17 protein-coding genes and 1 pseudogene are annotated in these 24073 nt (G+C 65.0%); 11 read left to right on the plus strand and 7 right to left on the minus strand.

The window, feature by feature from the left end:
* On the minus strand, window positions 1-8178 hold the full coding sequence (locus F3I62_RS04855; protein WP_160488564.1) for a type I polyketide synthase: 8178 nt from the start codon (window positions 8176-8178) through the stop codon (window positions 1-3).
* 389 nt (window positions 8179-8567) lie between these two features.
* The gene (locus F3I62_RS04860) at window positions 8568-8996 is read right to left on the minus strand and encodes a hypothetical protein (protein WP_160488565.1); all 429 of its coding nucleotides are present in this window, start codon (window positions 8994-8996) and stop codon (window positions 8568-8570) included.
* A 41-nt stretch (window positions 8997-9037) separates the two neighbouring features.
* Here F3I62_RS04860 and F3I62_RS04865 point away from each other — a divergent pair, with 41 nt between their 5' ends.
* The 7 genes from F3I62_RS04865 to F3I62_RS04895 all read left to right on the plus strand — a co-directional run bounded on the left by F3I62_RS04865 (window position 9038) and on the right by F3I62_RS04895 (window position 15547).
* Window positions 9038-9874, plus strand: coding sequence for a sulfatase-like hydrolase/transferase (locus tag F3I62_RS04865; protein ID WP_160488566.1), 837 nt, complete (start codon window positions 9038-9040; stop codon window positions 9872-9874).
* On the plus strand, window positions 9874-10782 hold the full coding sequence (locus F3I62_RS04870; protein ID WP_160488567.1) for a sulfotransferase: 909 nt from the start codon (window positions 9874-9876) through the stop codon (window positions 10780-10782). Before F3I62_RS04865 ends, F3I62_RS04870 begins: the two co-directional genes overlap by 1 nt.
* A gap of 13 nt (window positions 10783-10795) precedes the next feature.
* Window positions 10796-11188: a hypothetical protein gene (locus tag F3I62_RS04875; RefSeq protein ID WP_160488568.1), complete on the plus strand. Its 393-nt coding sequence runs from the start codon at window positions 10796-10798 to the stop codon at window positions 11186-11188.
* A gap of 24 nt (window positions 11189-11212) precedes the next feature.
* The gene (locus tag F3I62_RS04880; RefSeq protein WP_160488569.1) at window positions 11213-12127 is read left to right on the plus strand and encodes a PHB depolymerase family esterase; all 915 of its coding nucleotides are present in this window, start codon (window positions 11213-11215) and stop codon (window positions 12125-12127) included.
* Window positions 12128-12194: 67 nt separating this feature from the next.
* On the plus strand, window positions 12195-13097 hold the full coding sequence (cysD, locus tag F3I62_RS04885) for a sulfate adenylyltransferase subunit CysD (protein ID WP_372240082.1): 903 nt from the start codon (window positions 12195-12197) through the stop codon (window positions 13095-13097).
* Window positions 13097-14998 carry a sulfate adenylyltransferase subunit CysN gene (gene cysN / locus F3I62_RS04890; RefSeq protein WP_160488571.1) on the plus strand — a complete coding sequence of 634 codons (1902 nt, stop codon included), beginning with the start codon at window positions 13097-13099 and terminating at the stop codon, window positions 14996-14998. The genes cysD and cysN overlap by 1 nt, the downstream gene beginning before the upstream one ends.
* Before the next feature lie 354 nt (window positions 14999-15352).
* The gene (locus F3I62_RS04895; protein WP_160078937.1) at window positions 15353-15547 is read left to right on the plus strand and encodes a hypothetical protein; all 195 of its coding nucleotides are present in this window, start codon (window positions 15353-15355) and stop codon (window positions 15545-15547) included.
* An 87-nt stretch (window positions 15548-15634) separates the two neighbouring features.
* Here F3I62_RS04895 and F3I62_RS04900 read toward each other — a convergent pair whose 3' ends face one another.
* Window positions 15635-17131, minus strand: a complete 1497-nt coding sequence (locus F3I62_RS04900; protein ID WP_160488572.1) for a helicase HerA-like domain-containing protein — start codon at window positions 17129-17131, stop codon at window positions 15635-15637.
* 131 nt (window positions 17132-17262) lie between these two features.
* Here F3I62_RS04900 and F3I62_RS20485 point away from each other — a divergent pair.
* Together F3I62_RS20485 and F3I62_RS20490 are read left to right on the plus strand one after the other, a co-directional pair.
* A pseudogene (locus tag F3I62_RS20485) lies at window positions 17263-18285 on the plus strand (cache domain-containing protein); the annotation flags it as partial.
* Window positions 18286-18375: 90 nt separating this feature from the next.
* Window positions 18376-19140: a methyl-accepting chemotaxis protein gene (locus F3I62_RS20490; protein WP_372240090.1), complete on the plus strand. Its 765-nt coding sequence runs from the start codon at window positions 18376-18378 to the stop codon at window positions 19138-19140.
* Between the two features lie 6 nt (window positions 19141-19146).
* On the opposite strand, the gene F3I62_RS20220 is transcribed toward F3I62_RS20490, so the two are convergent.
* From F3I62_RS20220 to purU, 3 genes are read right to left on the minus strand one after another with little or no spacing between them, the layout of a single operon-like run.
* On the minus strand, window positions 19147-19350 hold the full coding sequence (locus F3I62_RS20220; RefSeq protein WP_160488574.1) for a hypothetical protein: 204 nt from the start codon (window positions 19348-19350) through the stop codon (window positions 19147-19149).
* A 19-nt stretch (window positions 19351-19369) separates the two neighbouring features.
* Window positions 19370-19795 carry a CBS domain-containing protein gene (locus tag F3I62_RS04915; RefSeq protein WP_160488575.1) on the minus strand — a complete coding sequence of 142 codons (426 nt, stop codon included), beginning with the start codon at window positions 19793-19795 and terminating at the stop codon, window positions 19370-19372.
* A 48-nt stretch (window positions 19796-19843) separates the two neighbouring features.
* On the minus strand, window positions 19844-20695 hold the full coding sequence (gene purU / locus F3I62_RS04920) for a formyltetrahydrofolate deformylase (protein WP_160488576.1): 852 nt from the start codon (window positions 20693-20695) through the stop codon (window positions 19844-19846).
* A gap of 495 nt (window positions 20696-21190) precedes the next feature.
* On the opposite strand from purU, the gene mvaT reads away from it, so the two are divergent.
* Window positions 21191-21565, plus strand: a complete 375-nt coding sequence (gene mvaT / locus F3I62_RS04925; RefSeq protein WP_160488577.1) for a histone-like nucleoid-structuring protein MvaT — start codon at window positions 21191-21193, stop codon at window positions 21563-21565.
* A gap of 82 nt (window positions 21566-21647) precedes the next feature.
* Here mvaT and sbcB read toward each other — a convergent pair whose 3' ends face one another.
* Window positions 21648-23081 (minus strand): exodeoxyribonuclease I, encoded by a 1434-nt coding sequence (sbcB, locus tag F3I62_RS04930; protein WP_160488578.1) that lies wholly within the window; start codon window positions 23079-23081, stop codon window positions 21648-21650.
* A 173-nt stretch (window positions 23082-23254) separates the two neighbouring features.
* On the opposite strand from sbcB, the gene F3I62_RS04935 reads away from it, so the two are divergent.
* Window positions 23255-24070: a hypothetical protein gene (locus F3I62_RS04935; RefSeq protein WP_160488579.1), complete on the plus strand. Its 816-nt coding sequence runs from the start codon at window positions 23255-23257 to the stop codon at window positions 24068-24070.
* The last annotated feature ends 3 nt before the right edge of the window (window positions 24071-24073 follow it).

Genomic DNA, 24073 nt, shown 5'->3' on the forward strand with positions numbered 1-24073 from the left:
TCACTCGGTTTCCTTACGCAGGTGGGTACCGCCGAGGCGATTGAGGCGCGCATCGACGATGCACTCCAGTTCCTCTATCAGCAGCAGCAACTTGCCGTCGTCATCGGTGAAGAACACGTTGGCGCGCACCTGCTGGGCCTCGCCGGGCAGGCACTGGAAGTCCATATGGAAGCGCTCCGGCAAGTGTTCGACGTAGCGAATCACCCGACCGAACTGCGCCGGCAGCGCCGAACCGTCGTGGAAGGTACGCGCCCACAGCAGGGCCATCTGCGGCGCCGCATCGAGCACCGCCGGGTCGACGATCCACTGCTGCTGCGCCGGTGCGCCGCTCAGCCACTGTTGCGGCGAGCTGGGACACATCAGAGCCGCTGCGCCCTGGCTGGACAGACCGTTGATGGCACGGATTACCTGGAAGCGCGGGCCGTGGAACAGCCACTCCTGGTAGGCCTTGGCCACCGGCAGCTCACGCTCGCGGTATTCGCCGGGACGATGCAGCGGCGCTTCAGGCAGTTGCTGGGCCATTTTCACCGCGGCGCGGTAGTGGATGCGCTGGGTCTTGCCGCTGCCCGAACGGATGGTCAGGCTGGCGTCGAAGCCTTCGCTGCTGGCGTAGGTCGGCGGGTTGATCACCACGGCCAGGGTCTGGGTCGGCTCGTTTAATTGCACGCCCTTGAGCAGGCGGAACTCGGCCACCTCGGCGACCACCCAGTCCGGCCACATGACACTGGCGGCCTCGGCGACAATCTCCAGGGCCACTGCTGCCGGCAGCACCGGGATGCCGTCAATGCAGTGCTCCTGCAGGTAGCCATGGGCGGTATCGATGGTGAAGGTGAGCACCTCGGTGCCCTTGTCACCATGCTCGATACGGGCGTGGGTCAGCAGCGGCTGGTGGATGCCACCCTGCGCCGCACCAGCTTCGGCCTCGAACAGGCGGCCGATGTCGGCCTCGTGCTGCTCCCAGGGGCCGCCGCCGGCGATCACTTCCACCGCATGCGCGCCGCGCAGGCGCAGGGCTTCGCTGAACAGCTGGCGACCCTGGGCGGCAGTGACCAGGGCCACGCCCTTGTCGGCAAATTTCTTCTCGGTGTCGGCGGTGACCATGCCGGCGCCGAATTTGGTCGCGCCCCAGGGGCCCCAGTTCAGCGACACCACGTTGACCCGCTCGCCCCACTGGCGTTGCAGCTGGCAGCACAGGCGGTTCATCAATTCGTTGGCGGTGGCGTAGTCCAGCTGGCCGCTGTTGCCATAACGGCCGGCCACCGAGCTGAACACGGCGAAGAATTCCAGCTCGGCCACGTCCACATACTTCTGCAGCAACAGCATGCCATTGACCTTGGTGCCGACCACGCGCATCCAGCTTTCCGCGCTCTTGTCTTCCAGCAGCTTGTCTTCGATCACCCCGGCGCCATGCACCACGCCGCTGACCTTGCCATAGCGCTCGCGCAGGCCGATCAACAGGGCCTGCACGGCCGGCTCATGGGTAACGTCGACGGCGATGTACTCGACCGTGGCGCCGGCCTGGCGCAGGTCGGCGATATTGCTGTGCATCTCGCGCAGGGCGACGATGGCCGCCACCTTGCGCTGCACCTCCGCCGGGCTGAGCTGCAGGCGACCGGCGCGCACTTCGCCGATGAAGTACTGGCGCAGGGCGTTCTGGCTGTCGAGGCCGGCGGTGGCCAGGTCTTCCTCGTGCAACTCACTGCGCCCGGTAAGGATCAGCACATTGCCCGGCCGGGCCAGGTCGCGCAGCACCTCGGCGGTGATACCGCGGGCGCCGCCGGTGGCCAGGACCACGGCGTTGTTGAGTGGCGGCAGCAGATCGCTGGCGGCGATTGCATGGGCCTGGGTGCGGAACAGCGTGCGCTGCCCGTCCGGATAGCCGACTTCCTGGCGCCCACCGACCAGCTGCAGCTCGGCGCTGATGATGGCCAGCTGCTCGGCAGCCGCCAGCGCCGGATCGAGGTCGATGGCGCGGGTACGCAGATGCGGGCGTTCCTCACGCACAGACTTGATCAGCCCGCTGCTGCCACCCTGCAGGCTGAGACCAGTCTCGGCCGGTGTCGCACCGCGACCGAACAGGCCACCCAGGCCGCTGACCGCCATTACATGGGCATCGCTGCGCAGCTGCGCGGCCAGGGCATGCAGGATCAGGAACAGCGACTTCTCGTTGACCAGCAGCTCGCGCTGCCAGCTGCCCAGCTGCGCATCGCGCGGCAAAACATGCGCGCCCAGCGCCGCCAGGTGGATCACCCCGGCGACCACCTTGTCCGGGTTGGCGGCGGTCTCGCGGCACCAGGCCAGCAGCGCCGCTTCATCGGCCAGCAGGCTCGGTGCCAGCAACGACACCGTACAGCCGCGCTGTTCCAGCCACTCCTGCAGGCGCAACGCCAAGCCATGGTTATCTGCAGTAATGATGAAGTAACCGGGCTCGAACTGGCGCAGGGCGTTGGCCGGAATTTCTTCTGCTTCGGCCATCACGACATGCCGGGGCGAATGGCTGACCACGGGGGTGGCAGCTATCGGGTTCGCCCCGGCCAAATCAAAAGGGACTGCCGCCTCGCCGACCTCCAGGCTTTGCAGCAACTTGAGCATATCGGCCAGGGTCGCTCGCGTGTTCAGCTCGCTACGCGCCTCGCCCAGGGCACTGCCGTAGGCCGGCGGCAGGGTCTGCAGCAGGGCGCCGACGATTTCCACGCGCTTGATCGAATCGATGCCGAGGTCGGCTTCGAGGTTCTGTTCCAGGCCAACCATGTCACTCGGGTAGCCGGTGCGTTCCTCGACGATGGACAGCAGGATGTCCTTCATCTTGGTACCCGCCACCTGCGCCGGTGCGGCGGCAGGAGCAGCCGGAGCTGGCGCAACCACGGCCGGCACCGCGGCTACCGGGGCAGGAGCAGCCACCACGGGCGCAGCAACCGGCATCGCCACCGGAGCCGGTGCGACCGCGACACGCGCCGGTGCCGCAGCGGGTGCCGGGCGACGGGCCGCAGCCGCCGCTGCCGGCAGGGCACGCGGCTGGCTGGCCGCGGCACCGCCACCCATGAAGCTGTTGAGCACCCGCTCCTGGGTTTCCAGGAACTGGCGCATGGTGGCGAAATACTCCGCCATCACCGATGACATTTCGTCACCGTTGGGAGCCGTTGTTTCAGACATGACCAGCCTCTCCTTGACTCGGGATGCAGCCTGCGCTGCGCGTTGGGGGACAGGAATTGAAAGGGGTTGAGCGACCGGCATGACCAGCGCGCGCGACTCGCTAGGTGCGGCCGGCAGCACTTCGCCCTGGCGTACGCCGATCTGCCGCTGCGCGGCGCTGGCGCGACGGGCGCCGCTGCCGTTGAGCAGCCAGGCCTGCTTGGGCAGGCTGGCGTCCTGCCACAGGCCGTCGAGCCGACCATTGCTGCTGCGCCGGCAATCGCGGCGGGCGAACAGGGCCGCCGGCTGGAAGCTGACGCCCAGGCAGAACAGCCGGGCCAGGGCAGTCAACAGGCTGGTGATGCCCGCGCCACGCTCATCCAGGGCGATGGCCTGGTGTGGGCGGCCGTCGAGGATGCGCCCGACCAGACGGCTGAGCACGGCCTTGGGCCCGACCTCGAGGAAGACGCGGGCGCCGGCGGCATACATGGCTTCGACCTGGGCGACAAACTCGACCGGCTTGACCAGGTGTTCGGCCATGCTCGCCTTGAGTTGCGCCGTCTCGCTGCTGTGCAGCGCGGCCGTGGTGTTGGAGTACACCCGCATGCGGCCCGGCTGCCAGTTGGCCGCCTCGATGGCCGCGGCCAGCAACGACTGCGCCGGGGCGACGAAAGGCGAATGGAAGGCCGCGGCCACCGGGATGGCGCTGGCATTCAGCCCGGCCGCCTGGAAGGCCTGCAGGGCGCTGGCGATACCGGCCTGGGAGCCGGAAATGATGCTCTGCTCCGGCGCGTTGTGGTTGGCCACCAGCACGTCCGGCAGATGGCCGATGCTGGCCTCCACCAGCGCCCGCGGCGCCTGCACCATGGCCATGCTGCCCAGCTCGCTGCCGGCACTGGCGGCGGCCTCGACGATGAAGCGACCACGCGCCTCAGACAGACTGATCAGGGTGGGGAAATCGATGTGCCCGGCGGCGAACAGAGCGACGAACTCGCCATAACTGTGCCCGGCGGCCATGTCGGCGCTGACGCCCAGTTCCTGCAGCAGGCGCCACAGCCCGGCCTCGACCACGCCGAGGGCCGGCTGGGCGATGTCGGTACTGGTCAGCGCCGCACTGGCGGCCTGGCGCGCAACCTCGTCATAGCAGCCACGCGGGTAGATGAACTGACTCAGCGGCTTGTCGGCAAAGCGCGCGGTGGAGCCCTGCAGCTGCTGGTCGGCGGCGGCCAGGGTCGCGGCCACGGCCGGGAACAGCACGGCGATTTCGCGCAGCATGTGGATGTTCTGCGACCCCTGGCCGGGGAACAGCACGGCGACCTGACCGGCCTCGACCAGGTTGTCGCCCAGCTGAATGCTCGGGTCGATCAGCGCCTCACCGGCCAGGCGCCGCTGGGCCTTGTCCAGCTTGTCGGCCAGCTCATCCAGACTGCCAACCACCAGGGCCAGGCTGTGCGTACCGCTGCCGAGGTTGGCGGCCAGGTGGCAGGCAATATCGGCCAACGCCACCTTGCCCGGCGCCGCCAGTTGCTGCTGCAGCGCGGCAACCTGGCCCTGCAACTGTTCGCGGCTGGCGGCGCGCCAGACCAGCAGCTCGGCCGTCCAGGCATCGCTGACGCTGGGCTGCAACCAGGGGCGGTATTCGCCCGCGTACTCTTCCAGCACCGCGTGGAAGTTGGTGCCACCGAAACCGAAGGCGCTGACCGCGGCGCGGCGCGGCTGCTCACCGTTGACCAGCCACGGCTGCGCCTCATCCAGCACGCAGAGCGGGCTGTCGGCCGCCTTCAATACCGCATTCGGCGACTGCACGCCGAGGTGCGGCGGCAGGGTCTTGTGATGCAGGGCCAGGGCCGCCTTGATCATCCCGGCCACGCCGGCGGTGGCCTTGGTGTGACCGATCATGGTCTTCACCGAGCCGACCACGGCTTGCGCCGGACGACTGCCAGCTTCGCGCAGCAGCGAGGTGGTGCTGTCCAGTTCGGCGGTGTCGCCGGCCACGGTGCCGGTGCCGTGGGCCTCGAACAGGCCGACGCTTTCCGGGCCGAAACCGGCCTGCTGGTAGGCGCGGCGCATGGCGCGCAACTGCCCGGCGGGCAACGGCGCGGTGAGGCCCTTGGCCTTGCCGTCGCTGCTGCCGGCCATGCCCTTGATCACCGCATAGACGCGGTCGCCGTCGCGCTCGGCATCGCTCAGGCGCTTGAGCGCAAGCATGGCGATGCCTTCGGAAATCACGATGCCGTCGGCCGATTCGTCGAAGGTGCGGCAACGGCCGCGCGGCGACAGGGCCTGGGTCTTGCTGAAGCACAGGTAGCCGAACGGGCCCTGCACGGTGTCCACGCCTCCGGCGATGACCAGGTCGCTGCGGCCGGAGAGCAGTTCGTTGATGCCCTGGTAGATGGCGGCCAGGGACGAGGCGCAGGCCGCGTCGGTGGCGAAGTTGACCCCGCCGAAGTCCAGGCGGTTGGCGATGCGCCCGGCCATCACGTTGATCAGGATGCCGGCGAAGGTGTCTTCGGTCCATTCCGGCAGGCGCTCGGCGATCGCGCTCGGCAGCTCGCCGGAGAAACGCGGCAGCTCGGAGCGCAGGCCGTACTGCATGCCCACATCGCCGGCACCGCCGCTGGCGCCGATGATTACCGAGGCCTTCTCGCGGTTGAAGCCGCGCTGGTCGTAACCGGCATCGCTGAGGGTCTGGCGGGCGATGTCCAGGGCCATCAACTGCATCGGGTCGACCGATTCGATGGACTTGGGCGGCATGCCGTAACGGGTCGGATCGAAGACCATGTCGTCGAGGAAGCCGCCCCAGCGCGAGTAGATCTTGTCCGGGGTGCTGCGGTTCTCGTCGAAGTACAGGCGCCAGTCCCAGCGATGGGCCGGGATCTCGGTGATCGCGTCGACCTTGTTGAGGATGTTGTGCCAGTACTCGCGCGGGGTCTTCGAGCCCGGCAGCACCGAGCCCATGCCGATGATGGCAATATCCGCCGGATCGCCGCTCAGCAGGTCCAGCTCGTCCTGGGCCTGCACATGCGCCTCGAGCAGGGCCAGCGCCTCGTCGGTAACGCTGTGGTGCAGGCTGGCGATATCGGTGACGGCGGCGCGCAGGGTGGCAACCTGGCCGATCATGTACATGCCGTCGGCGACCTGCTCGTCCTCGCTGAAGACCTTGAGCTTGGCCTCTTCGCCAATGCGCATGCTGCCCTTGGACGCCAGGCGCAGGCGACCGAGGATCAGGTCGTCGAGCTGCTCGCGCGCCTCGTCGGCGGGCACGGCCTGCTGCTTGAGCTCGTTGCGGCGGGCGAAGAACGAGGCGGCGAATGGGGTGTAAGCGCAGCGGCTGGCATGTCCGGTGCCGGACTCCAGGTTGACCGTGCGCGCACAGTCGATGGCCTGCTGCTGGAAGGTCGAAACTATGGCGCCGGAACCGACGATTTCACGGGTGAACAGGTAGGCGCTGCCCATCAGCATGCCGACCTTGACGCCCAGCGTCAGCAAGGGTGCGGCCATGGCCTGGACCATGGCCGAGGAGCGCGCATCATGGACGCCGCCGGCAAACAGCACCTGGATCTCGGTCGCCGGCACCCCGCTTTTGATCTCCTCGAGCAGGCGGTCGATCATGCTGCTCCACAGCACGAAGCTGCTCAGCGGGCCGACATGCCCGCCGCATTCGCGGCCCTCGAAGATGAAGCGCCGCGCGCCTTCCTTGAGGAACATCGGGATCAGGTTGGCCGACGGCACATGCAGGAAGGACGGGATGCCCGACTGCTCCAGGCGCACCGCCTGGTCCGGACGACCGCCGGCGATGATGGCGTAGCTCGGCTGGTAGGGTTTGGCCGCGGCGATCTGCTCCTCGAGCAGACTTTGCGGGGCGAAGCCCAGCAGGCCGATGCCCCAAGGCCGGCCGTCGAGCAGCTGGTGGGTCTTGTTCAGCAACTCATCCAGCGGCTTGCCCTTGAGCAGGGCCAGGGCCAGCATCGGCAGCGCCCCGCCACTGGCTACAGCTTCGGCGAATTCGGCCTTGTCCGAGACCCGACTCATCGGCCCCTGCACCAGCGGCAACGGTAGACCCAGGGCCTGCGCCAGCGGCGCATCGGCCTGGATCGCCCGGGCCTTCAGGGCCGCTTGCGGGCTGTTCTGCACCGCACTGTCGATGGCCTGGAGCAGTTGCGCCAGGCTGCCGTACTGCTTTTTCCAGGCAGCCGCGAACGCCACATCCTGGCCCAGCGGCAGCAGCCCGGCGGCTGGATCGCGCCAGTCGATCTCGGCCAGCAGCCGCGCGCGCAATTCGGCGGGCGTGAGACTTTCCGCCGCGGCGACAAAGGCCTTGGCCGTGGCAAAACCGGGACGCAGCAGCACCCGGCAGTAACAGCCGAACTCACCATTGCCGGCGGCGACCGTTTCGCTGCCGGACAGGCTGCGCAAATGCGGGAACAACTCACTGGCGACCGGCGACTCCTGCAGCAGCAGGACCTGGCTGTCCAGCACCACGCCGGCACAACCGGCAACGGCGGCGGCGGCAGCGGTGTGCGGGGTGATGCCGCCGCGCAGGTAGAGCGGCAAATCGCTGTGCTGGCGCCAGTGCTGGGCGAGGATGAAACCGCTACTCTCGCCGACGAAGCCGGCGGCTTCGTGGCCCTTGACGATCAGGCCGTCAACCGTGGCCAGCAGGCCCTGTGCGAGCGGCTCGCTGCTCGACAGCTCCAGCAGCACCCGCACGCCCGCCGCACGCAAGACCTGCAGGCTATCGGCCCAGGAGGCGAACTGTTCGCCCGCCAGCACCACCAGGCACAGGCCATGATTGACCTGCGCCGCCAAGGCCGCGCTCAAGAGCTCAGCGTAATCGCCCAGGCGTACCGCAAAGCCACCGCGCCCCGCATGCCGGGCCAGCAGGTCCAGCTGCTCGACACCTTGCTGCGGGCTAGCCTCGAACTCCAGGTCCAGCACCCCAAGCCCGCCGGCGCGCGAAGCGGCAATGGCCAGGGCTGGGTGTGCCAACCCGCTGGGCGAAAATACGAGTGTCTGGAAGCCTGCAGCGTTACGAGAGCCTTGCATGGTTTTACAGCCTCATTCCTTGGGCCAAAAAACCCCGTGCGGCGGTTATCCGCGCTCACTCGGGGGCTGATACCTAGCAGCGACTATCTGATGAGCAGCAAATGCAAGAAGTGGGCGCAAAACCTGGAGCAGAACAAAACTCGCGCATCCCTGGCAGCCATCAAGCACCGCAATATCCTTTCCATCCCTCGCGCCAGAGCCGATTCAATAAACCGGCACACATAGAATCAAGCAGCAAGTGATGACAAAAACATGGCGCAAACCATGCGTTACAGATTTATTGTTCCAGCGAAATTCATGAAACTGAACCGCAACAGTGCGAAACGCACCACGCTGATGCAGCATTTTTGTGGTGGCTTTTTACCAGCAACCACTCAATAATGTCAAAATTACAGCGAAAAACAAAAATAACTGACGCAAAAGTCAAAATTACAGCACTCAGTAAAATAGCCAGACAGAGCCTCTAGCGCCGAAGGCAGCAGCCCATCCGGATGGTCATGGGTACTTCGACGAGAGGAATGGGCAGCGTCCACGCCGGCGCCCCGCAAGAAGGCGGCATGCTTGATGCAAACCTTCGCCTCAGCGATGCCAGGCACTTTCACTGAATGTGCACATTTGCCTGCCAGCATGCCCAAGACAGCAAACAGGCGATCAGGGAGCAGCAGAACGGCCATGGACAGACCTTCGATGCCACGCATCACCCGCCAGCAGCAGAGCCAGCCAGAGCCGTGCACCAGCACTGCCCGGGCGGCTTGCGCGAGCCCGCCCCCAGCACTCAACAGCGCAACCCTGCCGTACGGCGCGGCGGCGTGACGCAACGCCCATTCCTGCCCCCAGCCAGCCCAGAGAGGACCATCCCATGAGCGCACCCATCAACCACATCGTGTTCATCATCATGGACAGCTGCCGCTACGACTCCTGCGTGGCGGCCAAGACGCCGAACATCGAGCGGGTGGGTCAGGTCGAGAAGCGCTACAGCTATGCCTCCTGGACGGCGCCGTCGCACTACGCCTTCACCATGGGCATGCTGCCGCACAACACCCCGCGCGAGGTCTATGCCTCGGAGGTGTACAAGGAAGAGTTCGTGCAGTGGGTGACCCGTACCGGGATCACCGATGTGTCGTTCCGCAACTTCATCCCGGAACTGTCGCTGCCCAAGGTGCTCGGCCAGCTCGGCTACCGCACGGTGGCACGCGTGTCGATGCCGGTGCTCAACCAGCAGACCGCGATCAACCAGCACTTCGATGACTACAAGTTGATGAGCAACCACAACGACTTCGCCGGCATGGTCGAGGAGATGACCTTCCCCGAGGACGAGCCGCACTACTACTTCCTCAACCTGGGCGAGACCCACTACCCATACATGCTCAAGGACGAGAACCTGCCGCGCATTTCCGGGGTGCACGGGGTGTTCAAGACCCTCGGCGGCGAGGCCCAGGACAATGCCGCGGACAGCGACGCGTTCTTCGATCAGGAGCAGATGGAGATGCTCCGACAGCAGCAGATCCGCTGCGTGGAATACGTCGACGGGCTGATCGGCAAGCTGATGGAGAAGGCGCCGGCGAACACCTGGTTCATCATCACCGCCGACCACGGCGAACTGTTCGGCGAGGACGGCTACTTCGGCCACGGCCCGATCATGCACGAGAAGTGCTTCGAAGTGCCCTTCGTCGAAGGCTTCGCGGGCAAGGCCTGATGACCCAGCCGCTGTTCATCCTGGCATTGCCGCGATCCTATACCTCGCTGATCGCCGGCATGCTGGGTCAGCACCCACAGACTTTCGGCTTCCCGGAGCTGAACCTGTTCACCGTCGATCGCCTGATGGAAATGTGGGACGGCAAGCACGACGCCGGCTTCAACAAGTTCCAGCGCCACGGCATCCTGCGTGCGGTGGCCGAAATCTATGCCGGCGAACAGAGCAGCAACACGGTGGAGATGGCCAACCACTGGCTGGCCGCACGGCAGAACCGCAGCGGCTTCGAGGTGTTCCGTGAACTCAGCGAAGCCCTCGCCCCGCTGATGGCGATCGACAAGAGTCCGGCTCACGTGATCAGTTCGGTCTACCTGGAGCGTATCTACTCGGCCTATCCCGATGCGTTCTACCTGCACCTGACCCGGCACCCGACCAACCAGGGCAACTCGGTGATGCAGGTGCAGGACGGCGGCTATGCCCTGTCGGTGAACTCCATCGACTACACCGACAACGAGGCGATCATCGACCCGCAGATCGCCTGGCATGACATCAACCTGAACATCATGGAGCTGCTGCAGAAGGTTCCGCCGCGGCAGAAGATGCATGTGCGCGGCGAGGACGTGATGGCCGATCCGCTCGGCAGCCTGGGCCGCATCTGTCGCTGGCTGGGCCTGCGTGACGACATCGAGGCCCTGGAAGACATGCTGCATCCCGAGCTGTCGCCCTTCGCCTGCGTCGGGCCGATCAACGCCCTGTTCGGCAATGACCCCAACTTCCTGCGCGACCCTGTATTTCAGCCGCACCTGCCCAAGCAACCGCCCCTGCGCGCCCCCCTGCCCTGGCGCATGGATGGCGCCTGCCTGAAGGCGGAAGTGCAGAAGATGGCGCTGGAATTCGGCTACCACCACTGACGAGAAGCACAGCATGCCCACACGCCCGCGCATCGGCGACATCGCCAGCCCCAGCTCACTCGACGAGCTGCCGCCACTGCCGCCGCACCTGCAGGTGCTGCGCGATGACCTACAGCAGCGCGTGCAGGCGCGGCGCGTGCGCAGCCACCTGGAGCGGGAGCTGTCGCACCTCAACGGTAGCCGCGAGATCGCCGGCAGCGTGCGCCTGCTGTTCGACGGCCAGGGCCGCCCCTCGGAAAACCTCAACCTCAAGGAAATCGTCAAGTACCGGCAGAAGATCGAGACCGATATCCAATGGCTGGAGGCCATCCTCATCGAACTGCGCGGCGACCTCACCGTCGTCCGCGAACTGGAGGACGCGGCCCTGGATGTGGCCAGCGTGCAACAGGCCGAAGAAGACTACTGAACGGACACGTGCGAGGAACCGACCATGCGCATCACGTTACTCAAGCCCCTGTTGTCGAGCCTGCTGCTCGTGCTGCTGGCCCCGCAGGCGGTGCAGGCCGCCAAACCGGAAGGCCAGCTGTTCGAGATCACCGTGGCCGGCAGTACCCGCAGCTACAAGCTGTTCGTACCCGCCAACGCCGGACAGGGCGAACTGCCGCTGATGATCGTCATGCATGGCGGCCTCGGCAACGCCGACGAGACCGAGCGCACCACCGGCATGAACCGGGTCGCCGCCAGCAACCAGTTCATGGTCGCCTATCCCAACGGCACCGGCTCGCGCCTGCTGAAGAATCGGCGCACCTGGAATGCCGGCAAGTGCTGCGGCCCGGCCGTCGAGCAGAATGTCGACGACGTGCAGTTCATCCACGGCATGCTCGCGGACATCGCCCGCCAGCACCCGTTGGATCGCTCGCGGGTCTATGCCACCGGCATTTCCAATGGCGCGATGATGGCTTACCGCCTGGCCTGCGAAGCCCCCCAGAACATCGCCGCGATCATCCCGGTGTCCGGCACCCTGGCCCTGAACAGCTGCGCCGGGGCGAAAGGCGTGCCGATCCTGCATATCCATGGTTCCAAGGACAGCAACGTGCCCTACGCGGGCGGCATGGGCGAGAACGCGATCGCCGGTGTAGCCCATCGCTCGGTGCCGGAAACCCTGCAGATCATGGCCAAGGCCCACGACTGCGGCGGCTCCAGCGAACAGACGCTGCCCGATGGTTCGCAGCTGACCAGCTGGAGCTGCCCGAGCCAGGCGCCCGTGCAGCTGCGCCTGATCCCCAACGGCGAACATGTCTGGCCGGGGGGCGACAGCCGCCGCAACCGCAAGCTGTACGCCGGCAACTTCTCCGCCAGCCAGGCCGCCTGGGACTTCGCCAAGCAGTTCCGCAAGGACCGCTGAAGACCGCCGCACACCCCTGACCGATCAATCCGAGCAGTCCCCAGCCATGCACGCAGAGAGCGCCGCCATGTCGCAACTGACCCATCTCGAACGTCTGGAAGCGGAGAGCATCGATATCTTCCGCGAAGCGGTTTCCGAAACGGAAAACCCGGTGATGCTCTACTCCATCGGCAAGGACAGCGCGGTGATGCTGCACCTGGCGCGCAAGGCGTTCCACCCCTCGCCGCCGCCCTTCCCGCTGCTGCATGTGGATACCACCTGGAAATTCCAGGCCATGTACGCGATGCGCGAGCGCATGGCCCGGGAGTCCGGCATGCAGTTGCTGGTCCACCACAACCCGGAGGCCCGCGAACAGGGAATCAACCCATTCAGCCACGGCTCGGCGATGCATACCGACATGTGGAAGACCGAGGGCCTGAAGCAGGCCCTGAACGCCCACAAGTTCGACCTGGCCTTCGGCGGTGCCCGGCGTGACGAGGAGAAATCGCGGGCCAAGGAGCGCGTGTTCTCCTTCCGCTCCGCCCAGCACCGCTGGGACCCCAAGGCCCAGCGTCCGGAACTGTGGCGCCTGTACAACGCGCGCAAGCAGCTGGGTGAAAGCATCCGCGCCTTCCCCATCTCCAACTGGACCGAGCTGGACATCTGGCAGTACATCTACCTGGAAGGCATCCCGATCGTGCCGCTGTATTTCGCCGACAAACGCCCGGTGGTCGAGCGCGACGGCGTGCTGATCATGGTCGACGACGAGCGCATGCCGCTGCGCGCAGGCGAAGTACCGCAGCTGCGCAGCGTGCGCTTCCGCACCCTGGGCTGCTACCCGCTGACCGGTGCGGTAGAGTCGCAGGCGGATACTCTGCCTGCCATCATCCAGGAAATGCTGCTGGCCACCACCAGCGAGCGCCAGGGACGGATCATCGACCACGACAGCAACGGTTCGATGGAGAAGAAGAAAGTCGAGGGCTACTTCTGATGAACGCACATACCCACCTCATCGAAGAGGACATCGAGCAGTATCTCAAGGTGCACCAGCACAAGAGCCTGCTGCGCTTCATCACCTGCGGCAGCGTCGACGATGGCAAGAGCACGCTGATCGGCCGCCTGCTGTATGACGCCAAGGCGCTGCTGGAAGACCAGTTGAGTGCCCTGGCAAGCGACTCGAAGCGAGCCGGCACCCAGGGTGGCGAACTGGACTTCGCCCTGCTGGTCGACGGCCTGTCCGCCGAGCGCGAACAGGGCATCACCATCGATGTGGCCTACCGCTTCTTCGCCACCGACAAGCGCAAGTTCATCGTCGCCGACACCCCCGGCCACGAGCAGTACACCCGCAACATGGTCACCGGCGCCTCGACCGCCGACCTGGCGGTGATCCTGATCGACGCGCGCAAAGGCGTGCTGACCCAGACCCGCCGCCACAGCTACCTGGTCTCCCTGCTGGGGATCAAGCGCGTGGTGTTGGCGATCAACAAGCTGGATATGGTCGGCTACTCGCAGGAAGTCTTCGAACAGATCGACGCCGACTACCGCGCCTTCGCCAGCAAGCTCGGCCTCGAGCATATCCAGAGCATTCCGCTGTCGGCCCTGCGCGGCGACAACATGACCGGCGCCAGCGGCAATACGCCCTGGTACAGCGGCCCGAGCCTGATCCAGCACCTGGAGACGGTGCCCATCGACGACGCCCAGGAACATGCACCACTGCGCATGCCGGTGCAGTGGGTGAACCGGCCCAACCTGGATTTCCGCGGTTTTTCCGGGCGCATCCTCGGCGGCAGCGTGCGTCCCGGTGACGCCATCCGCGTGCTGCCCTCGGGCAAGCTCAGCACGGTGGCACGTATCGTCACCCTGGGCGGCGACCTGGCGCAGGCCAGTAGCGGCCAGTCGGTCACCCTGACCTTGTGCGACGAAATCGACATCAGCCGTGGCGACGTGATCGCCAGCGCCGACGCGCCACCGGCCGTGGCCGACCAGTTCGAGACCACCGTGGTGTGGATGTCCGAGCAGCCGCTGCTGCCTGGCCGCACCTATCTGGTGAAGCTGGGCGCCAGCACCCTGGGCGCCACCCTGAGCCCGCCCAAGTACCAGATCGAGGTCAACAGCCTCGACCATCTGCCGGCCAAGAGCCTGGCGCTGAACGAGATCGGCGTCTGCACCCTGAGCCTGGACCGCGCCACGGCCTTCGACCCCTACGCGGAAAATCGCGACATGGGCAGCTTCATCGTCATCGACCGCTACAGCAACCAGACGGTCGGCGCCGGCATGCTGCACTTCGCCCTGCGCCGCTCGCAGAACATCCACTGGCAGGCGCTGGAAGTCGACAAGCAGGCCCGTGGCCGCCTCAACGGCCACCAACCCTGCGTGCTCTGGCTGACCGGCCTGTCCGGGGCAGGCAAGTCGACCATCGCCAACCTGCTGGAACGACGCCTGCACGCGATGGGCGCGCATACCTACCTGCTCGATGGCGACAATGTCCGTCACGGGCTGAACAAGGACCTGGGCTTCACCGCCGCGGACCGGGTCGAGAATATCCGCCGCATCGGCGAAGTCTCGAAGTTGATGGTGGATGCCGGCCTGATCGTGATCAGTGCCTTTATCTCACCCTTTCGTTCCGAACGCGAACTGGCGCGTAACTTGGTCGAAGCCGGCGAATTCATCGAGGTATTTGTCGATACACCATTGGCCGAAGTGGAAAGACGCGACCCCAAGGGTTTGTACAAGAAAGCCCGGCGCGGCGAACTGAAGAACTTCACCGGGATCGACTCCCCCTATGAAGCGCCGCAAGCAGCGGAGATTCATATTGAAACCAGCCGCTACAGTGCCGAACAGGCCGCCGACTATATAGTTGAACAACTGCGCAAACGTGGCCTGGTGCACTGAGGAGCACAGCAGTCGGACCTCGCGGGGGCCCGGAGCAGCGCAGGCGCCCCCGCACGCCCGAACAGACGCGTTGCAGGCAGAGTTTTCTGCCGACCCGGTCAATTTAATTGGAACCGATCGGGATTGCGGCGTTCCCAGATAAACACGCGGCAAAATACCGCCCGGTAATATCTGGCAAATATGAAGTGGCAAGTTATAATCGGCTCGCGCATTGCAGCAGCAATACTTTGTTGCAATGGCCTCGGCTCAAGCAGAGCCCTTCTCGCCGGTTGAAAACCTTCTACGGGTGACAACATAAGCCCATATCCGACGAGCCCAGCCAATTTGGCGATCAGCAACATTCTGGATAATCACGTGACGAAAGATGAACTGCGCGCGGAACTAGAGCGTCAGGCACAACGTTACAAGGATGTATACGGCGGAGAAGTCATTACCTACGCCGCTCAACCGGACCCCGAGCGCAAACCCTGGCGCAAGAAACCCAGCCTGCTCGACCAGGCATTCCAGCAAGAACTGCACAAGATCGAACAAGCCCGCGAAAGCGAGTGAGCCGAGTCGGAACCCTAGCCTCTGCCCCACCGAACAGTCGGCAAAATAAAGGCGCCACTCGGCGCCTTCATTCTCGGACTGAGCCACTCAGCGCCGTTTGCCGCCGAGCAGCGAGCCCATCAGGCCACGCACCAGTTGCCGACCGATCTGATTGGCGGCCTGGCGCACCGCGGTTTTCATCACCTGACTGGCGAGGCTGCCGAGCAGTTCGCCGGCCATGCCGCCCAGACCGGAAGTGTCGCCCGACTTGTCGGCGGCCTTGGGCTGTTCGACAGGAGCCTCGGCCGACTGCTGCTGGGCTCGCGCCATGAGCATTTCATAGGCCGACTCGCGATCCACCGCCTTGTCATAGCGCCCGGCTTGCGGCGAGGCGCGCAGCAGTGCGGCCCGCTCGCCTTCGCTCAGCGGACCGATGCGCGACTGCGGCGGAGCAATCGCCACCCGCTGCACCGTGGCCGGTGTGCCTTTTTCTTCGAGGGTGCCAACCAGGGCCTCGCCGATGCCCAGCTCGGTGAGCACGGTGAGGCAGTCGAACTCGGGATTGGGGCGAAAGCCGTCGGCCACCGCACGCAGGGATTTCTGCTCCTTGGTGGTGAAGGCGCGCAAGCCGTGCTGGATACGCAGGCCCAGCTGGGCCAGCACGTCATCGGGCAGGTCGCCGGGGGACTGGGTGACGAAATAGACCCCGACGCCCTTGGAGCGGATCAGCCGAACCACCTGCTCCAGGCGCTCCTGCAAGGCCCTGGGGGTATCGGCAAACAGCAGGTGCGCCTCGTCGAAGAACAGCGCCAGCACCGGCTTTTCCGCATCGCCACGCTCGGGCAGCTGCTCGAACAGTTCGGCCAGCAACCACAGCAGGAAAGTCGCATAGACCTTGGGCGCCTCGTGCACCAGCTGGCTGGCATCGAGCAGGTGGATACGGCCACGGCCATCGCCGTCCAGGCGCAGGATGTCCTCGAGTTGCAGCGCCGGCTCGCCGAACAGCGCCTCGGCGCCCTGCTGTTCGAGCGTGGCCAGGCGGCGCAGCAGGGCCTGAGCCGAGGCGCCGGCAAACAGGGCGCGGTCCTCGCCGAGTAGCTCGGGGTGATCCTTGAGGTGGTTGAGCAATGCCTTGAGGTCTTTCAGATCGAGCAGCAGCAGACCTTCGCGGTCGGCCACCTGGAAGGCGGCATAGAGGGCCGCCTGCTGACTGTCGCTCAGCTCCAGCAGGTTGGCCAGCAGCAACGGCCCCATTTCGCTGAGCGTGGTGCGCAGCGGATGACCACTGCGACCGGCCACATCCCACAGTGTCACCGGATAGGCCTGCGGCTGATGGTTCAGCCAGGGCATGCCGGCAATCCGCTCGGCCACCTTGCCTTGCGGGTTGCCTGCGGCGCCGAGACCACAGAGGTCGCCCTTGATGTCGGCGGCAAATACCGCCACGCCGGCATCGCTGAACAGTTCGGCAAGCCGCTGCAGGGTCACCGTCTTGCCGGTGCCGGTGGCGCCGGCCACCAGGCCGTGGCGATTGGTCAGGCGCAGCGCCTGGCTTACGGGCCGTCCCTGCGGATCGGCACCCAGTACAAATGCATCGGAAGCAGGCATCTTGCCATCCCTCGGGCTAAAGCTTTACTGCATAGAGGTCGTTATAAGCGGTGTACAGCACGGTTCAGGTGAAAACCACCTGCCGCTAATAATTAAAGACTGCTGCCAGAACTCACCGGACGCAAGCAACCATGACCCAGAATCTGAAGTTCAGCCACAAGATCCTTATCGCCGCCTCATTGGTGGTGATTGCGGCTTTTTCCCTGTTCACCCTCTACAACGACTACCTGCAGCGCAATGTGATCAAGGCCGATCTGGAAAGTGAATTGCACAGCCTGGGGGCGGTCACCGCCAGCAACATCCAGAACTGGCTGTCCGGGCGAATCCTGCTGGTGGAGAACGTCGCCCAGTCGATTGACAGCGCCACCACTGCGGACAGCCTGGCGAGTACCCTGGAACGCCGCAGCCTGGCGTCGACCTTCGCCTTCACCTACCTGGGTGCGGCCGACGGCAGCTTCACCATGCGCCCGCAAGACGAGATGCCGGCCGACTACGACCCGCGCACCCGCCCTTGGTACAAGGACGCCATGGCGGCCGGCGGTTCGACCCTGACCGAGCCCTATGTCGACGCCGCCACCAGCGAGCTGATCATCACCATCGCCACCCCGGCCGGCAGTGCCGGGGTGGTCGGCGGCGATCTCAGCCTGAATACCCTGGTCGAGATCATCAACTCGCTGGACTTCAACGGCATGGGCTATGCCTTCCTGGTCAGCGCGGACGGCAAGATCCTGGTGCACCCGAACAAGGACCTGGTGATGAAATCGCTCACCGAGGTCTACCCGAAGAACACCCCGCAGGTCAGCAGCGGCTTCAGCGAGGCCGAACTGGATGGCACCCCGCGCCTGCTCACCTTCACCCCGGTCAAGGGCCTGCCCTCGGTCAACTGGTACGTCGGCCTGTCCATCGACAAGGACAAGGCCTATGCCCCCCTCAATGAGTTCCGCGCCTCGGCGATCATCGCCACGGTGATCGCGGTGGTCCTCATCATGCTCCTGCTGAGCATGCTGATCCGCGTGCTGATGCAGCCGCTGCATGTGATGGGTCGCGCCATGCAGGATATCGCCCAGGGCGAGGGCGACCTGACCAAGCGCCTGGCCATCCACTCGCAGGACGAGTTCGGCCGACTGGCCAGCTCATTCAACCAGTTCGTCGAGCGCATCCACGCCTCGATCCGCGAGGTATCCTCGGCCACCCAGCAGGTCAACGAAGTGGCCAAGCTGGTGGTCAACGCCTCCAACTCGTCGATGGTCAACTCGGACGAACAGGCCAACCGCACCAATAGCGTGGCCGCGGCGATCAACCAACTGGGCGCCGCCGCCCAGGAAATCGCGCGCAATGCCGCGCAGGCCTCGCATCAGGCCTCCGACGCTCGCCGCCTGGCCGAGGATGGCAGCCAGGTGCTGGAGAAGACCATTGCCGCCATGAACGAGCTGTCGAACAAGATCAGCGACTCCAGCGGCAACATCGAGAAGCTCAATGGCAAGACGGTCGACATCGGCCAGATCCTCGAAGTGATCAAGAGCATCTCCGAGCAGACCAACCTGCTGGCCCTCAACGCGGCGATCGAGGCGGCGCGTGCCGGTGAAGCCGGCCGCGGCTTCGCCGTGGTGGCCGACGAGGTGCGCAACCTGGCCCACCGGACCCAGGAGTCGGCCCAGGAAATCCAGAAGATGATCGAGGAGCTGCAGGTCGATGCCCGCGACTCGGTCAGCACCATGACCGAGAGCCAGCGCTACAGCGCGGACAGCGTCGCCATCGCCAACCAGGCAGGCGAACGCCTGGGCAGCGTGACCCAGCGCATCGGCGAGATCGACGGCATGAACCAGTCGGTCGCCACCGCCACCGAGGAGCAGACCGCGGTGGTGGACTCGCTGAACATGGACATCACCGAAATCAACACCCTCAACCAGGAAGGCGTGGAAAACCTGCAGGCCACCCTGCGCGCCTGCGGTGACCTGGAACAGCAGGCAACGCGCCTGAAGCACCTGGTGGACAGCTTCCGCATCTGAAACCGCCTACTTCTCAGGCGCAGGCCGCTCCTGCGCCCGAGCGGGCCCGCCCGGCGGCGTGCCCTCCTGCAGCCGCGACCACAGCTCGGCGGCACCGGGAAACTCGGTGCCATCCTCCTCGCTCAAGGCATCCGGATCATAACGACTGGTACAGCCCTCCCCCAGCGTGGCTGGCGGATGGGCCGTGCCTGGCTTGCGTGAATGCGACATACCGCTACCTCGACCTGTTTCAACCCTCGGAGCGCCGCCCCGGCTCGTGCTGGGCGAACTGTTTGACCGCGCGCAGCACATCCTGACAGCCGATCTGCCCGAGCAGCCGGCCTTCGGCGACCACCGGCAAATGGCTGTGACCGCCATGCAGCAAGCGCTCGGCCACCTCGATCACGCTGAGGTCGGCCGCCACCGTTTCCACCCGCGTGGTCATGCAGGCGCTGACCGTGCCGCCGGTTTCCTCGAAATAGGCGCCGGAAAGGATCCCGCGCAGGCAATCGATCTCCGTCAGCAGACCGATCAGAGCGCCCTGCTCATCGATGACCGGGGCAGCCGAGATACGGTGTTCGAGAAGCAGATCGATAGCCGTATACAGGTCCGTATCGGCATGGAAAGTGAGCTGGTGCGTGGCCATGTAGTCCCGCACCCTGATCGACTTGAGCATCGCTGAACGCCTCCGCCGCGGCAGACCCGGGGCGCCCGGCGACTGGAGTCAGTCGAACACCACCGTCTTGTTGTCGTGTACCAGTACCCGGTCTTCCAAGTGATAGCGTAGCCCACGGGCGAGGGTCATCTTCTCCACATCCCGACCGAGGCGGACCATGGTTTCGATGCTGTCGCGATGGCTGACGCGCACCACGTCCTGCTCGATGATGGGGCCGGCATCCAGCTCCTCGGTCACATAGTGGCAGGTGGCGCCGATCAGCTTGACGCCACGCAGCGAAGCCTGGTGGTAGGGCTTGGCGCCGACGAACGACGGCAGGAAGCTGTGATGGATGTTGATCACCCGGCCGGCGAAATCCTTGCACAGCTGCGGCGGCAGGATTTGCATGTAGCGCGCCAGCACAACGGCATCGGCATCGCACTGGCCGACCAGACGCGCCACTTCGGCGAAAGCCGGGGCCTTGTCCTTGGGATCGACCGGCACGTGATGGAAGGGGATGTCGTGCCATTCGACCATGCTGCGCAGGTCGTCATGGTTGGAGATGACGCAGGGGATGTCGCAATCCAGCTCGTCGCTGTGCCAGCGGTGCAGCAGGTCGGCCAGGCAGTGCGACTCGCGACTGGCCATCAGCACCACGCGCTTCTTCTGTGCGGAATCGGTCACCCGCCATTCCATGGAGAACTCGCGGGCAATCGGGGCGAATGCCTGGCGAAAACCGTCGAGATCGAACGGCAACGAGTCGGCGCGAATCTCATGGCGCATGAAGAACCAGCCACTCTGGTTATCCGAGTGGTGGCTGGCTTCGCTGATCCAGCCATTATAGGTGGCCAGGAAATTACTGACTTTGGCAACGATGCCAACGCCGTCCGGGCAGGCGATGACCAGCCGAAAAGTGCGCATGATGGGAAACTCCAGAAACTTCGCGAGGGCGCCATTCTAGCCAGAGCGGGGGAAAACTTCAGTATCTGCCTGGCCAGGCCAAATCACCTGGAACCAGCCGGACAAACCACCACCGGGCAAGCGCTCGGCTTGCGCAGGCATATGGCAGGCCTCAGGGCAGTATCCAGCTGCCGCGTTCTCGGGACAAACTTGCCCCCGACGAGCCGCAACCGGTGGCGTAATCCGCCGACCGATAAGTGCTGGCGCGCAAAAACTTGCACAATCGCCAACTTGCAGGGGTGCAGTTAATCCGTCACCCGGCGACATGAACATATGAAACTGCGATCGGCAGCCGGCATTGCCGCAGTCATGCCGTTATCCCCGAAAAGGCCCCGGACATATATTCCACAAAATAATTTCGGCAAAACTTTTCCAACGTATTTACTTGCCTGCAAGCGCCTGTCTATTATTACCTTCAGTCCATCTCGTATCCGCCCCCTATCAAGGTAGAGCACAATGTCCCTGATCAACGAATACCGCGCCACCGAAGAAGCCATCAAGGAACTTCAAGAGCGCCTGAAGAATCTCTCGCAAGATGACAAACTGAAGAAAGAACTGGAATTCGAAGGCAAACTGCGCACCCTGATGGGCGAATACCAGAAGTCGCTGCGCGACATCACCGCCCTGCTCGACCCGGAAGCCAAGCTGAGCAAGGCTCCGCGTGCCGCCAAGGCCACCGGCACCAAGCGCGCCCGCAAGGTCAAGCAGTACAAGAACCCGAACACCGGTGAAGTGATCGAAACCAAAGGCGGCAACCACAAGACCCTGAAAGAGTGGAAAGCCAAGTGGGGCGCCGCCGTTGTTGAAGGCTGGGCCACCCTGCTCGGTTAATTCGACAGCGCGTCAGCCAATAAAAAGCCGGCAACTTGCCGGCTTTTTTGTTTCTCCGTATAGCCGCCATACTGCGGCGCACTCACAACCGATATTTCGCCCGCAGCGCGGCGACATGTTCGCGCCAGACCTGCAATACCTGCTGCTGTTCCGGACTGGCCTGCGGCCATTCATTGACCAGTGCCGCCTCGAACTGCTCCAGGGTATTCGGCGCACCCGCCTCGGCATTACTCAGGCGAGTGCGGCAGAACGCCTGCCAGGCAGCCGTTTCTTCCGGCGACAGGGAGGCCGGGAAATTGCGGGCCCGATAGCGAAACAGCAACTCGGGCAAGCGTGCGTCGAGAAAACCCCAATTATCGCGCGCCAATTGCAGGGCACTGGCCTGGCGTACCTGTTCGCATAAACGTCGATCGCGGTCGCCGAGGAAACCGCCATACAGTTGTTGCTCCGGATCATCCAGCGCGGCGAACTCTTCCTCCGCATAGAGTGGCGCCAACTTCTCCTGCCATTGCGCCAAACCGTCACGCAACAACCCCGCGCGCGCTTCGCACTCCGCCAAGTTCAACTGCAAGCGCGCAGTATCTTCGGCGCGCAACACCTTGAGCGACGCCACCACCGGGCAACGGTTGATATGCAGCAGCTTCAGCGGCACCGGCAACTCGCCTTCGGCCAATTGATCGCGCCGGGTATACAGGCGCTGGCGCAGGGTCTGGGCATCCAGTTCCAGCAGCGGTCGCACATCGGCCTGCAAGTCGCAGACGATCAAGGCATTGCGATTGCGCGGGTGCCAGGCCAGCGGCAGCACCACGGCCAGGTAATTGCGGCTACCGGCAAAACGCCCGGAAATGTGCACCAATGGCTGCAGCAGACGAATCTGCTCCATGACCTTGTGCTTGCTGCGCAGCTGGAACAGGTAGTCGTACAGCTTGGGTTGCCGTTCGCGCAGCAGGCGCGCCAGGGCGATGGTCGCGCGCACGTCCGATAGCGCATCGTGCGCCTGGCCATGCTCGATACCGTTGGCCTCGGTCAGGCGCTCGAGCTTCAGCGACACCCGCCCCTCTTCGTCACGCGGCCACGCGATCCCTTCCGGGCGCAGGGCGTAGGCGGTGCGCAGCAGGTCGATCAGGTCCCAACGGCTGTTGCCGTTCTGCCACTCGCGGGCATAGGGGTCGTAGAAGTTGCGGTACAGGCCGTAGCGCGTCATCTCGTCGTCGAAACGCAGGCTGTTGTAGCCCGAGCCGCAGGTGCCGGGCAGCGCCAGCTCGGCATGCACCCGCGCCATGAACTCGGCCTCGCAGAGTCCCCGGTCGCGCAGGATCTGCGGGGTAATCCCGGTGATCCGGCAGGCCGCCGGATGCGGCAGGATGTCGTCGCTCGGCTGGCAATAGATGTTCAATGGCTCGCCGATTTCGTTGAGCTGCTCGTCGGTACGGATGCCCGCGACCTGCAACGGTCGATCATTGCGCGGGTTGATCCCGGTGGTTTCGTAGTCGTACCAGAAGATGCTTGAGCTCACGGCGGTTTCCATCGAGAAGAGGCTCGCGCAGTCTATCAGGCGCATACGGCGCACAAAAAACGCGAAAAAGCATGATTGCGCTCACGGGTGCGTAGCTGCAACTTGCTGCCGCCCCGCCACTGTCGCTAGGATGTGCTGTTCGTAATGGCGTCTCACTACACAAGGAAGTACACATGACCGACACAACCCTACAGAACCCCTATGCCATGCCGGGCAGCGCCCTGCAGGAAGCCACCGCCCCCGGGCAGGCGCCCTCGGTCGAGCAGGCCCTGAGCCGCGGCTACGACTTCTCCATCGGCACCCTGCTCGGTGAAGCCTGGAGCAAGACCAAGGGCACCAAAGGCGTGATCTGGGGCAGCTATCTGGTGTTCTGCGGCGCCATGATGGTCGCCTCCTTCCTCCTGTCGATCATCCTCTCCGTGTTCGGCGTACTCGGTGCCCTGGGCGCCTCGAGCCTGGGTGACAGTGCCGGTGGCGGCCTGCTGGCCGCAGGCGTGTTCGGTTTCTTGGTGATCGGCCTGGGCGCGGGCCTGGTCATGCTCGCCGTGGTCTACCCCTTCGTGGCCGGCATCAACATGGTCGGCATCCGCCAGGCCGCCGGCCAGCCGGTACGCTTCGGCGAAGTGTTCAGCCACTTCGGGCGCACCCTGCCGCTGCTCCTGGCGGCGATCCTGATGGGCATCCTGGTGAATATCGGCTTCCTCCTGTTCGTCGTCCCGGGCATCTATCTGGCCGTCGCGTTCCTGCTGACCATCCCGCTGATCGTCGAGCGCAAGCTGTCGGCCTGGAACGCCATGCTGGTGTCGTGCAAGGCGATCAACCAGCACTGGTTCAAGGTGTTCTTCCTTTACCTGCTGCTCGGCGTGATCATGATGATCAGCATGATTCCGCTGGGCATCGGCCTGATCTGGACCGTGCCGATGTTCATCGTGGCCCAGGGCATTCTCTACCGCACCATCTTCGGTGTGCTGCCCGCACCGGCCAACTGATTG

Origin of the sequence: Pseudomonas sp. R-28-1W-6, from assembly GCF_009799925.1 — a bacterium.
Taxonomy (GTDB): domain Bacteria; phylum Pseudomonadota; class Gammaproteobacteria; order Pseudomonadales; family Pseudomonadaceae; genus Aquipseudomonas.

Bases quoted from the DNA above. Each gene is read 5' to 3' on its own strand.
- F3I62_RS04865 (WP_160488566.1), top strand. From the start codon at position 9,038: ATGAGCGCACCCATCAACCACATCGTGTTCATCATCATGGACAGCTGC.
- F3I62_RS04915 (WP_160488575.1), bottom strand. From the start codon at position 19,795: ATGCTCAAGTCGATCAGGGTGCGGGACTACATGGCCACGCACCAGCTC.
- F3I62_RS04870 (WP_160488567.1), top strand. From the start codon at position 9,874: ATGACCCAGCCGCTGTTCATCCTGGCATTGCCGCGATCCTATACCTCG.
- cysN (WP_160488571.1), top strand. From the start codon at position 13,097: ATGAACGCACATACCCACCTCATCGAAGAGGACATCGAGCAGTATCTC.
- mvaT (WP_160488577.1), top strand. From the start codon at position 21,191: ATGTCCCTGATCAACGAATACCGCGCCACCGAAGAAGCCATCAAGGAA.
- F3I62_RS04900 (WP_160488572.1), bottom strand. From the start codon at position 17,131: ATGCCTGCTTCCGATGCATTTGTACTGGGTGCCGATCCGCAGGGACGG.
- F3I62_RS20220 (WP_160488574.1), bottom strand. From the start codon at position 19,350: ATGTCGCATTCACGCAAGCCAGGCACGGCCCATCCGCCAGCCACGCTG.
- F3I62_RS04855 (WP_160488564.1), bottom strand. From the start codon at position 8,178: ATGCAAGGCTCTCGTAACGCTGCAGGCTTCCAGACACTCGTATTTTCG.
- F3I62_RS04875 (WP_160488568.1), top strand. From the start codon at position 10,796: ATGCCCACACGCCCGCGCATCGGCGACATCGCCAGCCCCAGCTCACTC.
- F3I62_RS20490 (WP_372240090.1), top strand. From the start codon at position 18,376: ATGGTCAACTCGGACGAACAGGCCAACCGCACCAATAGCGTGGCCGCG.
- F3I62_RS04880 (WP_160488569.1), top strand. From the start codon at position 11,213: ATGCGCATCACGTTACTCAAGCCCCTGTTGTCGAGCCTGCTGCTCGTG.
- F3I62_RS04935 (WP_160488579.1), top strand. From the start codon at position 23,255: ATGACCGACACAACCCTACAGAACCCCTATGCCATGCCGGGCAGCGCC.
- cysD (WP_372240082.1), top strand. From the start codon at position 12,195: ATGTCGCAACTGACCCATCTCGAACGTCTGGAAGCGGAGAGCATCGAT.
- purU (WP_160488576.1), bottom strand. From the start codon at position 20,695: ATGCGCACTTTTCGGCTGGTCATCGCCTGCCCGGACGGCGTTGGCATC.